Origin of the sequence: Mesorhizobium sp. Cs1299R1N1 (assembly GCF_037179655.1) — a bacterium.
GTDB lineage: Bacteria > Pseudomonadota > Alphaproteobacteria > Rhizobiales > Rhizobiaceae > Mesorhizobium > Mesorhizobium salmacidum.
Window position 1 is genome coordinate 162,843 of sequence record NZ_JAPYKR010000014.1, and the last position, 12,589, is coordinate 175,431.

Consider the following 12,589-nt stretch of genomic DNA (forward strand, 5'->3'; position numbering starts at 1 on the left):
GCAATCGGCATCGTCTTCCCGGATCCGTGTCGCGTGACCTGATGGTTACCCGGCTGACCAGTGGCGACAGGCGGAGGCCTTGGCCATCTTGTTTTTGGGCGCTCGGTTTACATTAAGTCAATTCGCTTGACTTAATTAGTCGATCAATATCCTAATGGAGTCAAGAGGGAAACGCCGATGGACGACATCAGCCAGATCCGCGCCAAGAGCGGCACCAACCAGGAAGGCACAAGCGCGCACAATCGCCGCGTCATGATCGAGGCGCTGCGTCTCAATGGCGCGCTGTCGCGGGCCGACCTCGCGCGAGCGACGCAGCTCACCAAGCAGGCGGTCTCCAACATCATCGAGGACCTGGAAAGCGATGGCCTGGTCGTCGCGCTCAAGGCGGTGCGCAGGGGCCGGGGCCAGCCGTCGACCCCCTACAGGCTGGTTCCTGAAGGCGCTTTCGCCATCGGCCTGCAGATCGACCGTCACATGACGCGGGCGGTCGCGGTCGACCTGATGGGCAGCGTGCTGGCGCGCGCCGAGGCGAACCTGCCTTTCGATGAGCCGTCAAGGGGCGTCGAGGTGATCCTGGACCTGATCGATGGTGTCCGGCGCGAGCTGTCCGGCATCTCCTCGCAGTCGGAAAAACGCCTCGTCGGTCTTGGCGTCGCCATGCCCGGCCCGTTCGGCCTGAAGAATTCGGACGACAAATGGATGATGCCGGCCTGGCAGAAGTTTCCGCTGCTGGACACGCTGGCCAAAGGCACTGGACTGAATGTCGGCCTGCAGAACGATGCCGCGGCCTGCGCGACGGCCGAGCGCATCGTGGGTGCCGCGCATGGCGTCGATCACGCGGTGTGTCTCTATGTCGGCTATGGCATCGGCGCCGGACTGATCCTGAACGGCGAACTGTACAGCGGTGGTCATGGCAATGCAGGCGAAATCGGCATGGCCTTGCTGTCGCCGGCTGGTCCCGGCTCGACACCGCTCGAACATCGCGCGTCGCTGGCCTCGCTTTACCAGCATCTTGGTCTCGATCCAGCCGACGAGGACCTCTACGAAAAGATCGGCGCGCTGGCCGCGGCGGGTGACGTGAAGATCATGGCCTGGATCGACGGGGCGGCCCATGACCTGCGCTGGAGCGTGCATCTGATCGAAACCATCTTCGATCCGCAGACAGTGATCCTGACCAGCGGCGCGCCGGAAGCGCTGGCGCGCCGGCTCGTCGAGGCGATGCATCCGCTGCTGCCGTCGATCGCCGACAGGCCAGGCCGGACCTTGCCGCGCCTGCAACTCGGCACCACCGATCCCTGGTCGATCGCGCTTGGCGCGGCCGCGGCGCCGATCAGCCGTGCCTTCGATCCGCTGTTCTCGGCGATCCTGAAGACACGCTCCGGTCCCGCTTGAAGGACACCGTGCGTCGAGGCAGAGCCTCTCCCGGCGTCACACAGGGTTCATCGTCCGGACATAGCGTCTTTTCCAGTTCTTTGCTGCAATGCAAAAGGAGTGGGACATGGTGGACATAGTTTCTAGTGAGGCGGGCATTCCGAGGCCGGATCATCCGCTGGATAGTTCAGGCGGCGCGAAGTGGTTCCTCCCGGTCTTCGGTGTGCTGGTGCTGGTTGGCGTGGTCTATGTCGGCTACGCGCTGAGCCAGGACCTGGCGGTGGCCAAGACGGTGCCGTGGATCCTGCTCGGCATCGCCTTGCTGATCGCGCTCGGCTTCGAATTCGTCAACGGTTTCCATGACACCGCCAATGCGGTGGCGACCGTCATCTACACGCGCTCGCTGCCGGCGGAATTCGCCGTCATGTGGTCGGGCGCCTTCAATTTCCTCGGCGTTCTCACCTCCAGCGGAGCGGTCGCCTTCGGCATCCTGTCGCTGCTGCCGGTCGAGCTGATCCTGCAGGTCGGTTCCTCCTCCGGCTTTGCCATGGTGTTCGCACTGCTGGTGGCCGCGATCCTGTGGAACCTCGGCACCTGGTTCCTCGGCCTGCCGGCGTCGAGCTCGCACACCATGGTCGGCTCGATCATCGGCGTCGGCCTTGCCAACCAGTTCATGGCACCTGCCGGCAGCGCCACCAGCGGCGTCGACTGGTCGCAGGCCACCAATGTCGGCGTGACCTTGCTGGTGTCGCCGATCATCGGCTTCTTCGCCGCCGCCATCCTGCTCTACGCGATGAAGCTTCTCGTCCGCAATCCGGCGCTCTACGAGGCGCCGAAAGGCAATGCCCCGCCACCCTGGTGGATCCGCGCGCTGCTGATCTTCACCTGCACCGGCGTCAGCTTCGCGCATGGCTCCAATGACGGACAAAAAGGCATGGGCCTGATCATGCTGATCCTGATCGGCGTGGTGCCGACGGCCTATGCGCTGAACCGCACGCCTGACATCAACTATCTCGAAGCCTACAAATCGGCTTCGGTCAGCGTGGAGACCGCGCTGGGCAAATATGTGAAGCCCGGTGTCACCGTCGCCGATGCGAAGGATGCCAAGGCAGCCGTGCAGGATGCCGTGCGCACCCGGACCTGGAGCGACAAGACGACCGTCGCGCTGCAGAGCTATATCCACAACACGACGGCCGAGCTGCAGCCCTATGCTTCGGTCGATACCGTGCCAACAGATCTGGTGAGCAACGCCCGCAACGACATCTATCTGATCGGCGAGGCGCTGAAACTGATCGACAAGAAGAAGTTGCTGCCGATGGAGGCCGCCGATCTCAAGGCGGTCACCGATTATCACAAGGCCGTCGATAACGCGACGAAGTTCATCCCGATCTGGGTGAAGGTCGCGGTGGCACTGGCGCTTGGCCTCGGCACCATGGTCGGCTGGAAACGCATCGTCGTCACGGTCGGCGAGAAGATCGGCAAGAGCCACTTGACCTATGGCCAGGGTGCTGCCGCCGAACTCGTCGCGATGGTCACCATCGGCATGGCCGACCGTCTGGGTCTGCCGGTGTCGACGACCCATGTGCTGTCATCCGGCGTTGCCGGCACGATGGCGGCGAACGGCTCGGGCCTGCAATGGTCGACGGTGCGCAATCTGCTGCTCGCCTGGGTGCTGACCTTGCCTTGCTCGATCACGCTAGCCTTTGTGCTGTTCATCGTCTTCCGCCAGGTGTTCTGAGCGGGCGACGTAAGCGACGACAGTACCGACGGCGCCAAATTGGCGCCGTCTCGTTTTCCAACGTTATGTTGGCTGTAATCTCGGACGGCAATTATGAACGACGCATCGCATCTGGCCTTGCTTGCCGTCGACGACCAGCATCCGGCGCCCGGGCTGGTCTGGGCCTATCGCGGCTTGCCAGGCAAACCCGCTGTGGCACTTGCTCCGCGCGATATCGATGCCGCACTGGCGATGCCGGAAGGCTGGGTCTGGCTGCATGTCGATCTCGTCGACCAGCGCGCCCATTCCTGGGTCAGCCACGCCTGCGCCTTGCCGGCCTCGGCGCATGCGATCCTCGAAGGCCATGAAGATAGCCCCGCGTTGGCGCATGAGGATGGTGTCGTCCACGGCATTTCCGCCGACCTGCACAGCGAAATCGCGCGTCAGTCGACCACCATCGGCAGGTTGCGCTTCGCGGTCTCGGAGCGGCTGCTGGTAACCGGCCGCCGCCATTCGCTGGCAGCGGTCGAGGAGGTGCACGAGGCGCTGGCCGCGGGGCTGCGGCCCGCCACCGCCTTCGAACTCTTCGAGGCGATCGTGCTGGCCTTCTGCGGCAGCACCAGCCTGCGGCTCGCGGCCGCCACCAAGCGGCTCGATGAGGTGGAGGATCATCTGGTGACCGAGCGGCTTGCCGACGAAAGGCAGAGGCTGAAGGATGTGCGCCGTCTCGCGGTCTCCCTGCATCGCCCGATCTCGGCGCTGGCGGCACTTTTCCAGGACGAGGACCGCTCGGACTGGAAATTATCGGAAGGCGCACACGAGACGTTGCGCCGGCTCACCACTCGTCTTGAACGGCTCGACCGGGAGGTCGTCATGGTCAACGATCGGGCGCGGCTGCTGCAGGAGGAAGTCGCCGCCGAGCTCGCGGACGAATCCAACCGCAGCCTGAAGGCACTGGCGGTGATGAGCGCGCTGCTTTTGCCGGGCTCGCTGATCGTCGGCATGTTCGGCATGAACACCGCCGGGCTGCCGCTCACGCAAACACCGGGCGGCTTCGAGCTGGCGCTGTTGATCGCCGCGGGGGCGACCGGCCTGTTCTATTGGCTCTTGCTGAGAGCCGGCGCCAATCTCAGATTCTGAGCCCGGCTCAGTGTTCCGAGCCAGGCGTTTCCGGCCTGAAACTCAGGTCGGATCTTCGCGATGCAGGTCGTGGATGGTGACGCCGTCGGCATTGGTCGGCAGCATCAGCCACTTCTTGTGACGCAGCGTGCGCTCGGTGTCCTCGAGGCCCATCTCCCAATGCTCGCGCATCGAGGTGCCCGAAAACTCGTAGTCCTTGGCGTGGCCCTCGTAGCCTTTGTGCTGGTAGATCAGGTGGACGATGTTGACGACGCCGGCGTTGGAATAATCGGCGATCAGCTCCTTCTCGCCGTCCTTGAGCTGCTCCGGCGGCACGCGCTTCAGCGCATCGAGCAGCTTCATCTTCAGCGCATGGATGCGCTCGAAATTGTCGGTGTTCTGCCGAGTCCGGCTCGAATACATGATGTCCTTGTGGCGCGACAACACGTCGGCCATGCCGCGCGGCAGCACGCCGCGGGCGCTGAACAGATCGACCTGGAAGACCAGCGAGGAACGGTCCTCTTCCTGGTCGAGCAGATATTGCAGCGGCGTGTTGGAGACGATGCCGCCATCCCAGTAATATTCGCCCTCGATGCGGATCGAGGGGAAGGCCGGCGGCAGCGCGCCGCTCGCCATGATGTGCTCCGGCTCGATACGCACGTTCTCGGTGTCGAAATAGACGAAGTTACCGGTCCTGACATTGACCGCGCCGACGCTCAGCCGCTTCTTGCCGTCGTTCAGCACGTCGAAATCGATCAGGCTCTCCAGCGTGTCCTTCAACTCGGCGGTGTCGTAGAAGCTGGTGGCGCCTTCCGCTCCCGACAGCTGGAACCAGGGATTGGGATTGCGCGCCTTGAAGAAGCCGGGCTGGCCCATCGTCATCGTCATCAACGACGAGGTCTGGTTGCGGATATCGCGGTAGATGTCACCTTCGGGCGTGTAGGACCAGATCTTGCGGCCGGAAATCGTCTGCCAGAACTGTTCCAGCCGTTGCAGCCGGCGGCTCGGTTCATTGCCGGCGATGATCGCGGCGTTGATGGCGCCGATCGAGACGCCTGATAGCCAGCTCGGCTCGCAGCCGGCGTCGGCCAGCGCCTGGTAGACCCCTGCCTGATAGGCGCCGAGCGCGCCGCCGCCCTGAAAGACCAGCGCGATACGGTCATACTGTGCCGTGATTTCCTCGATGGTGGCGGCGGCTGCCTTGTTGCGGTTACGCTCAAGCACTGACTTTCTCCAGCTCGGTTGCGCTGGCAGCGGATCGGCCGTGGTCAGCGAGGTAGTCATGCACGACTTCGCCCAGGCCGAGCGTCAGATCGGCCTTGAAGTGAACCGCCGACACGATGTCGAGCACAGGCAGCTTCGCCACGTCGGCCATGACATGAGGCCGCAGATCGAGCGCGGCCGGCGCCGTCCAGGCTTCCTTCAGCGTGATATCGGTGAGGTAGTAGCGGACCAGCTCGCAAACGCGCGGCGTGCCGTCGACATGCGGGATGATCTTGATCAGGAAATTGGGGGCGGCGAGCGAAGCGAGCACCTGGTCATGATCAGCCTCACGGTGCTTGTAACCCATCGTGCCGGTGGCGCAGAGCACACTACCATAATGCAGCGTGCCGACGATCACCTCGCCTTCATGAACGATCTTGGGATTGGCGAGCTTTTTCGGGAAACCCCACAGTTCACGCCCGCCGGCGATCGGCGCATCGTCGTCAAGATACATGGAATGGACATAGCCGCCATGTTGGCCCTTGTAGCGTACCGGGATGACCTGGCCGGTCTCGGTGTAGTCGCCGAAGCCGGTCGAATCCGGCATGCGGATGAATTCGTACTTGACCAGCGGCTCGTCGATCTCCAGCGGCGCCGGCACGACGGCCTCGAGGGCCTCGCGTGTCGTGCGGTAGGTGATGATAATGTATTCGCGGTCGAAGAAACGATAAGGGCCCGGCGGGAAGGAGGGATTGGTGAGCGGCATCGCATAGGCGCGCTTCACGACATCGGCGATTTCCATCCAGGTGCCCCCAACGGTCCGAAAATGACCCCGCGCGAATGCGCTGGCAAATATGTTGCACGGCACCATGACAATGCCGTGTCACCTCGAAGACGCCTTCTCACCGAGTTGGCAAAGGCCGTCGCGGAGCTGTAATCGAGCCGACATATGGCCGTGGCATTGTCGTGTTGCGTCGCACAAACTATTCTCATCAGTCCTCCCACCTCTTGCGAGATCTCCCATGGGTTCCCTGTCTTCGAAGAATGCGCTTGTCACCGGCTCGACCAGCGGCATCGGCTTGGCAATCGCCCGCGCGTTTGCCGCCGAGGGTGCCAACGTCACCATCAATGGCCTGGGCGACGCCGCCGCCATCGAGCAGGAGCGCGCCGGCATCGAGAAGGATTTCGGCGTCAAGTGCCGCTACTCCGATGCCAACATGATGGATGGCGCCGCCGTCACCGCCATGGTCCATGACGCCGAAGAGGCATTCGGCAGCCTCGACATCCTGGTCAACAATGCCGGCATCCAGCATGTGGCGCCGATCGAGGCATTTCCCGACGACAAGTGGGAAGCCATCATCCGCATCAACCTTTTGGCCGCCTTCTACGCCATCAAGGCGGTGGTGCCAGGCATGAAGAGCCGCAAATGGGGCCGCATCATCAACACGGCCTCGGCGCATGCGCTGGTCGCCTCGCCGTTCAAGTCGGCCTATGTCTCGGCCAAGCATGGCATATCAGGCCTGACCAAGACGGTGGCGCTGGAAGTCGCGCAGGACGGCATCACCGTCAACGCGATCGCGCCCGGCTATGTCTGGACGCCGCTGGTCGAGAAGCAGATCCCCGACACGATGAAGGCGCGCGGCATGACCGAGGAACAGGTCAAGCACGACGTGCTCTTGGCCGCGCAACCGACCAAGGAATTCGTCACCGTGGAAGAGCTTGCGGCGCTGACGCTGTTCCTGTGCTCGGATGCGGCCAAGCAGATCACCGGCACCACCTTGCCGATGGACGGCGGCTGGACGGCACAGTAGAGCTGGTCGAGAGATAACGCCTTCAGGCCGACGCCAGGGGCGCCGGCAGGAAGCAGTGCGCGGGCCCATGAAAATCATCCAACTCTCCGATCCGCATCTGATGGCGCCGGGTGATCGTCTCCATGGCTCCGATCCGCTCGACCGGCTGGAGGCCTGCCTGGCGGACATCGGCAGGAACCATGCCGATGCCGATCTGGTGGTGATATCAGGCGACCTGACCAATGATGGCGAGCGCGCCGCCTATGCGGCATTGAGGGAGGCGCTGTCGGGGTTCGTGCCGGCTTGCCGGCTGATGCTCGGCAACCATGACGACAGGGCGCTTTTTGTCGAGATGTTCCCGCAAACGCCAGCCGAGCGCGGGTTCGTCCAGAGCGTTTTCGATGGCAGCGATGGCCGCCTGATCCTGCTCGATACGCTGGACAGCGGACATGTCGAGGGCAGGCTGTGCCCGGCACGGCTGGGCTGGCTGGACGAGAAGTTGCAGGAAGCCCGCGACCGGCCGGTCTTCCTCTTCATGCACCATCCGCCGTTCCGGATCCACATGCCGGTGCTTGACCAGGTCAAGCTCGCCGACTCCGATACCTTCCATGACGTTCTCCTGCGCCACGGCAATGTCGGCCACATCTTTGCCGGCCACGTCCACAGGCTGATCGCCGGCAGCTGGCGCGGCATACCGGTCAGCACGCTGCGCAGCACCAACCATCAGAGCGCCCTCGATTTTTCGGACAGCTGGCAACTGGGCCACGAGCCACCCGCCTATGCCGTCATCTTCATCGATGCCGATGGAGTGGTCGTCCATTTTCACGATTTTCCTGTCGCCGGATAACGCCGCCAACAGGATCAGGACGCCGACCGCTCGACTGTGAGCCCGCGTGGGCCGATGAATTCCGAGATTTGCCGGCTTTCCCGACCTCTTTTCCACCCTGCGGTGGACGCCGGGAAAGTGCTGCAAAAGCACACGGATTTGGACATTAGTCTTGACAGAAATACAGATGTTCAATACCCGTCAGACAATTGAACAGGCCTGCATTATGGGAGGAATGAGCGGTATGGCTTCCAATGTTTCGTTGACGGGCCTTGCCCGCGACCTCGAGGAACGCGGCAAATCGGGCAAGCCGATCCGCATCGGTCTGATCGGGTCGGGCGAGATGGGAACCGACATCGTCACCCGTGTCGCCCATATGTCGGGTATCGAGATCGGTGCCATCTCCGAACTGAACCTGCCCGCCGCCAGCAAGGCGGTGGACATCGCCTTCCAGGAAACCGGCCATGCGCGCGAGGTTTCGAACGCTTCGGCGATGACGGCTGCCATGGAGGCCGGCAAGGTAGCGGTGACCAACGACGCCAGCCTGGTCATCAACAACGATCTTATCGACGTCGTCATCGATGCGACCGGTGTTCCCGCCGTCGGCGCAGAGATCGGTTTGCGCGCCATGGAGCATGGCAAGCATCTGGTGATGATGAATGTCGAGGCCGACGTCACCATCGGCGCTTATCTCAAGAGCGAGGCCGACAGGCTCGGCGTCACCTATTCGCTGGGCGCCGGCGACGAGCCGTCCTCCTGCATGGAGCTGATCGAATTCGTTTCGGCCATGGGTCACCCGATCGTCGCCGCCGGCAAGGGCAAGAACAACCCGCTCAACATCGACGCCACGCCGCCCGCCTATGAGGAAGAGGCCAGGCGCCGGCACATGAATGTGCGCATGCTGGTCGAGTTCGTCGACGGCTCCAAGACCATGGTCGAGATGGCGGCGATCGCCAACGCCACCGGTCTGGTGCCCGACAAGGCCGGCATGCATGGCCCGGCCGCGACGCTCGGCGAATTGAACAAGGTGCTGGTGCCGCGGAAGGACGGCGGCGTGCTGTCCAGGGTCGGCGTCGTCGACTATTCGATCGGCAAGGGTGTCGCGCCCGGCGTCTTCGTCGTCGCCGACATGTCGCATCCGCGCATCTCGGAACGCATGGAAGATTTGAAGATGGGCAAGGGTCCGTACTTCACCTTCCACCGCCCCTATCACCTGACGTCGCTCGAAGTGCCGCTGACCTGCGCCCGCGTCGTGCTCTACGGCAAGGCCGACATGGTGCCGCTGGCAAAGCCGGTGGCCGAAGTCTGCGCGGTGGCCAAGAAAGACATGCAGCCGGGCGAAAAGCTCGATGCGATCGGCGAATATTGCTATCGCGCCTGGATCATGACGGCGCCGGAAGCGCATGCCGTCAGGGCCATTCCCTGCGGCCTGCTGCAGGGCGGTTCGGTGACGGCGCCGATCAAGAAGGGCGAGTTGATCACCTACGCCAATGCCGTCCCGGCAGCGGGCTCCAAGATCGCCGAACTGCGCGCCCGCCAGGACAAGCTCGTCTACGGAACCGTGGAGGCCTGATCATGGCCGGAGCCAGCAAAGCCGTCGCGGACAGTCGCGCCAACCTGCCCTTCGTCTATCGCCAATACAGCGCCGAGCAACTGAAGCAGGTGCTCTACAAGATGTACCTCATCCGCCGCTTCGAAGAGGGCGCGGAGGAAAGCTACACGCGGGGCCTCATTCACGGCACCATGCATCTGTCGATCGGCCAGGAGGCCAGCGCCATGGGCATATGCATGCCGCTTGGCGAGGATGACCAGATCACCTCTACCCATCGCGGGCATGGCCACTGCATCGCCAAGGGCGCCGAGGTCAAGCGCATGTTCGCCGAGTTCTTTGGCAAGACCACCGGCTACTGCAAGGGCCGTGGCGGTTCGATGCACATCGCCGATGTCGCCAAGGGCAATCTCGGTGCCAACGGCATTGTCGGCGGCGGCATTCCGATCGCCGTCGGCGCCGCGCTCTCCTCCAAGATGATGAAGACCGGCAAGGTCGTGGTCTCCTTCTTCGGCGACGGCGCCAACAATGAAGGTGCCTTCCACGAGGCGCTCAACATGGCCGCGGTCTGGAAGTTGCCGGTGATTTTCGTCTGCGAGAACAATGGCTACGGCATGTCGACATCGACTGCCCGCTCGACCGCTGTCAAGAACATCGCCGACCGCGCCGCCGCCTATTCGATGCCGGGCGTCATCGTCAACGGCAACATCTTCTCCGAGGTCGCCGAGGCTTCGTACAAGGCGGTCGAGCGGGCGCGTGCGGGCGAGGGGCCGACGCTGATCGAATCCAAGACCTATCGCCATCGCGGCCATTCCAAGAGCGACCGCAACCGCTACCGGACCAAGGAAGAGATCGAGGACTGGATGTCGAACCGCGATCCGATCACGCTCTTCGAGAACGAACTGCGGGAATTCGGTTTCGTCGACGACAAGGGCATCGACGCTATCCGCGAGGCGGTGGTGCGGGAGATCGCCGACGGCATCGAGTTCGCCAAGGCGAGCCCTTCACCCGATGTCAGCGAGACCGGAAATTACGTATATACGGAGCAGGCGTGATGGACGCGATGGTGCGTGAACTGAGCTACGCCCAGGCGATCCAGGAGGCCATGGCGATCGCCATGGACATGGACGACCGCGTCTTCCTGATGGGCGAGGATATCGGCGTCTACGGCGGCGCCTTCCAGGTGACCGGCGATCTGGTCGAGCGCTATGGCGCTGAGCGGGTGCTGGACACACCGATCTCTGAACTGGGCGGCGCGGGCGTCGCTGTCGGCGCCGCGCTAACGGGCATGCGGCCGATCTTCGAATTCCAGTTTTCCGACTTCGCCACGCTCGCCATGGAGCAGATCGTCAACCAGGCCGCGAAGATGCGCTTCATGCTGGGCGGCGAGATTTCAGTGCCCGTCGTGATGCGCTTCCCCGCCGGCTCCGGCACGGGTGCGGCGGCGCAGCACAGCCAGAGCCTTGAAGCCTGGCTCGGCCATGTGCCGGGGCTGAAGGTCATCCAGCCGGCGACACCCTATGATGCCAAGGGCATGCTTCTGGCTGCCGTCGCCGATCCCGATCCGGTGATGATCTTCGAGCACAAGCTGCTCTACAAGATGAAGGGGCCGGTGCCCGAAGGCTACTACACCGTGCCGATCGGCAGGGCCGATATCCGCCGCGAGGGCCGCGACCTCACGATCGTCGCCACCTCGATCATGGTGCAGAAGGCGCTCGACGCCGCCGCCACGCTGGAGGCCGAAGGCATCGACGTCGAAGTCGTCGATCTCCGGACCATCCGGCCGATGGACAAGCAGACGGTCATCGACAGCGTCAAGAAGACGTCGCGGCTGATGTGCGTCTATGAAGCGGTCAAAACGCTGGGCATCGGCGCCGAGGTCAGCGCCATGATCGCCGAGAGCGAGGCGTTCGACTACCTCGACGCACCGATCGTGCGGTTGGGTGGCGCGGAAACGCCGATCCCGTACAATCCGGAGCTGGAAAAGGCCACGGTGCCGCAGGTTCCCGACATCATCACCGCCGCGCGCGACCTCGTGAAAGGGGTTCGCTGAGACATGCCGACCGAAGTCATTCTTCCCAAGGTCGACATGGACATGGCAACCGGACAGATCTCGCGCTGGTTCGCAAAGGAAGGCGCGCACGTCAAGAAGGGCGACGTGCTGTTCGAGATCGAGACCGACAAGGCGGCGATGGAAATCGATGCACCGGCCAGTGGCGTGTTGCGTGACGTGACGGGCAAGGAAGGTGTCGACATTCCGGTCGGCGCGCCGGTTGCGTGGATTTATGCCGACGGCGAGGCTTATGGGGCCAAGCAGGAAGCGGCGCCAATCTCCCCCCCCGTGGGGGAGATGTCGGCGGAGCCGACAGAGGGGGGCGCTGTCCCGCCAGCGCCTCATTCCGTCACGCCCCCCTCTGCCCTGCCGGGCATCTCCCCCCCAGAGGGGGAGATTGGCCAATCGCCGTCGGGCGGACGCGCGACACCGCTGGCTCGCCGTCTGGCGCGCGAGGCGGGCCTCACCCTTTCAGCCATATCCGGCACCGGCCCGCATGGCCGGGTGGTGAAAGCAGATGTCGACGCGGCGATCGCCGGCGGTGGTGCCAAGGCAGCGCCCGCCGCCAAGGCTGCGGCTGGCGCACCAGCCTCTGCTCCGGCGGTGAAGCCAATGTCGGACGACCAGGTGCTGAAGCTGTTCGAGGAAGGCTCCTACGAACTCATTCCGCATGACAATATGCGCAAGACCATCGCGCGGCGCCTGGTCGAAGCCAAAACCACCATCCCGCATTTCTACCTGACGCTCGACTGCGAACTCGATGCGCTGCTGGCCCTGCGCACGCAACTCAATGCCGCCGCGCCGGTGAAGAAGACCGACAAGGGTGAGGCGCCCGCCTACAAGCTGTCGGTCAACGACATGGTGATCAAGGCGATGGCCATGGCGCTGAAGGCGGTGCCGGATGCCAATGCCTCGTGGACCGAGAGCGCCATGGTCAAGCACAAGCATGCCGATGTCGGCG

At 63.8% G+C, this 12,589-nt stretch carries 11 protein-coding genes; 9 read left to right on the forward strand and 2 right to left on the reverse strand.

What is annotated here, in order from left to right; genetic code table 11:
* The first annotated feature begins 177 nt into the window (after nt 1-177).
* The 3 genes from O7A70_RS27325 (at nt 178) to O7A70_RS27335 (ending at nt 4,228) form a co-directional block, all read left to right on the forward strand.
* Nucleotides 178-1,392, forward strand: a complete 1,215-nt coding sequence (locus O7A70_RS27325) for an ROK family transcriptional regulator (protein ID WP_337143128.1) — start codon at nt 178-180, stop codon at nt 1,390-1,392.
* A 106-nt stretch (nt 1,393-1,498) separates the two neighbouring features.
* Nucleotides 1,499-3,109: an inorganic phosphate transporter gene (locus tag O7A70_RS27330; protein WP_337143129.1), complete on the forward strand. Its 1,611-nt coding sequence runs from the start codon at nt 1,499-1,501 to the stop codon at nt 3,107-3,109.
* A 93-nt stretch (nt 3,110-3,202) separates the two neighbouring features.
* Nucleotides 3,203-4,228 carry a transporter gene (locus O7A70_RS27335; protein ID WP_337143130.1) on the forward strand — a complete coding sequence of 342 codons (1,026 nt, stop codon included), beginning with the start codon at nt 3,203-3,205 and terminating at the stop codon, nt 4,226-4,228.
* Nucleotides 4,229-4,270: 42 nt separating this feature from the next.
* Here O7A70_RS27335 and O7A70_RS27340 read toward each other — a convergent pair whose 3' ends face one another.
* A complete protein-coding gene (locus O7A70_RS27340; protein WP_337143131.1) occupies nt 4,271-5,431 on the reverse strand; it encodes a patatin-like phospholipase family protein in 1,161 nt (386 codons plus the stop codon).
* A complete protein-coding gene (locus tag O7A70_RS27345; protein ID WP_337143132.1) occupies nt 5,424-6,212 on the reverse strand; it encodes an acetoacetate decarboxylase in 789 nt (262 codons plus the stop codon). Before O7A70_RS27345 ends, O7A70_RS27340 begins: the two co-directional genes overlap by 8 nt.
* Before the next feature lie 220 nt (nt 6,213-6,432).
* Here O7A70_RS27345 and O7A70_RS27350 point away from each other — a divergent pair, with 220 nt between their 5' ends.
* From O7A70_RS27350 to O7A70_RS27375, 6 genes are all read left to right on the forward strand, one after another.
* Nucleotides 6,433-7,221, forward strand: a complete 789-nt coding sequence (locus tag O7A70_RS27350; RefSeq protein WP_140748026.1) for a 3-hydroxybutyrate dehydrogenase — start codon at nt 6,433-6,435, stop codon at nt 7,219-7,221.
* A gap of 67 nt (nt 7,222-7,288) precedes the next feature.
* Entirely contained in the window at nt 7,289-8,047 is a 759-nt protein-coding gene (locus tag O7A70_RS27355; RefSeq protein WP_337143133.1) for a phosphodiesterase, read from the forward strand.
* A gap of 223 nt (nt 8,048-8,270) precedes the next feature.
* Nucleotides 8,271-9,599, forward strand: a complete 1,329-nt coding sequence (locus tag O7A70_RS27360) for an NAD(P)H-dependent oxidoreductase (RefSeq protein WP_337143134.1) — start codon at nt 8,271-8,273, stop codon at nt 9,597-9,599.
* A 2-nt stretch (nt 9,600-9,601) separates the two neighbouring features.
* Nucleotides 9,602-10,630: a thiamine pyrophosphate-dependent dehydrogenase E1 component subunit alpha gene (locus O7A70_RS27365; protein WP_337143135.1), complete on the forward strand. Its 1,029-nt coding sequence runs from the start codon at nt 9,602-9,604 to the stop codon at nt 10,628-10,630.
* Nucleotides 10,630-11,628, forward strand: a complete 999-nt coding sequence (locus tag O7A70_RS27370) for an alpha-ketoacid dehydrogenase subunit beta (protein WP_337143136.1) — start codon at nt 10,630-10,632, stop codon at nt 11,626-11,628. The genes O7A70_RS27365 and O7A70_RS27370 overlap by 1 nt, the downstream gene beginning before the upstream one ends.
* 3 nt (nt 11,629-11,631) lie before the next feature.
* Nucleotides 11,632-12,589, forward strand: a 958-nt coding sequence (locus O7A70_RS27375) for a dihydrolipoamide acetyltransferase family protein (protein ID WP_337143137.1), incomplete at its 3' end; no start/stop codon positions are given.

Excerpts from the sequence above, each read along its gene's own strand:
- O7A70_RS27325 (WP_337143128.1), top strand. The coding sequence starts at position 178 with ATGGACGACATCAGCCAGATCCGCGCCAAGAGCGGCACCAACCAGGAA.
- O7A70_RS27330 (WP_337143129.1), top strand. The coding sequence starts at position 1,499 with ATGGTGGACATAGTTTCTAGTGAGGCGGGCATTCCGAGGCCGGATCAT.
- O7A70_RS27335 (WP_337143130.1), top strand. The coding sequence starts at position 3,203 with ATGAACGACGCATCGCATCTGGCCTTGCTTGCCGTCGACGACCAGCAT.
- O7A70_RS27345 (WP_337143132.1), bottom strand. The coding sequence starts at position 6,212 with ATGGAAATCGCCGATGTCGTGAAGCGCGCCTATGCGATGCCGCTCACC.
- O7A70_RS27350 (WP_140748026.1), top strand. The coding sequence starts at position 6,433 with ATGGGTTCCCTGTCTTCGAAGAATGCGCTTGTCACCGGCTCGACCAGC.
- O7A70_RS27355 (WP_337143133.1), top strand. The coding sequence starts at position 7,289 with ATGAAAATCATCCAACTCTCCGATCCGCATCTGATGGCGCCGGGTGAT.
- O7A70_RS27360 (WP_337143134.1), top strand. The coding sequence starts at position 8,271 with ATGGCTTCCAATGTTTCGTTGACGGGCCTTGCCCGCGACCTCGAGGAA.
- O7A70_RS27365 (WP_337143135.1), top strand. The coding sequence starts at position 9,602 with ATGGCCGGAGCCAGCAAAGCCGTCGCGGACAGTCGCGCCAACCTGCCC.
- O7A70_RS27370 (WP_337143136.1), top strand. The coding sequence starts at position 10,630 with ATGGACGCGATGGTGCGTGAACTGAGCTACGCCCAGGCGATCCAGGAG.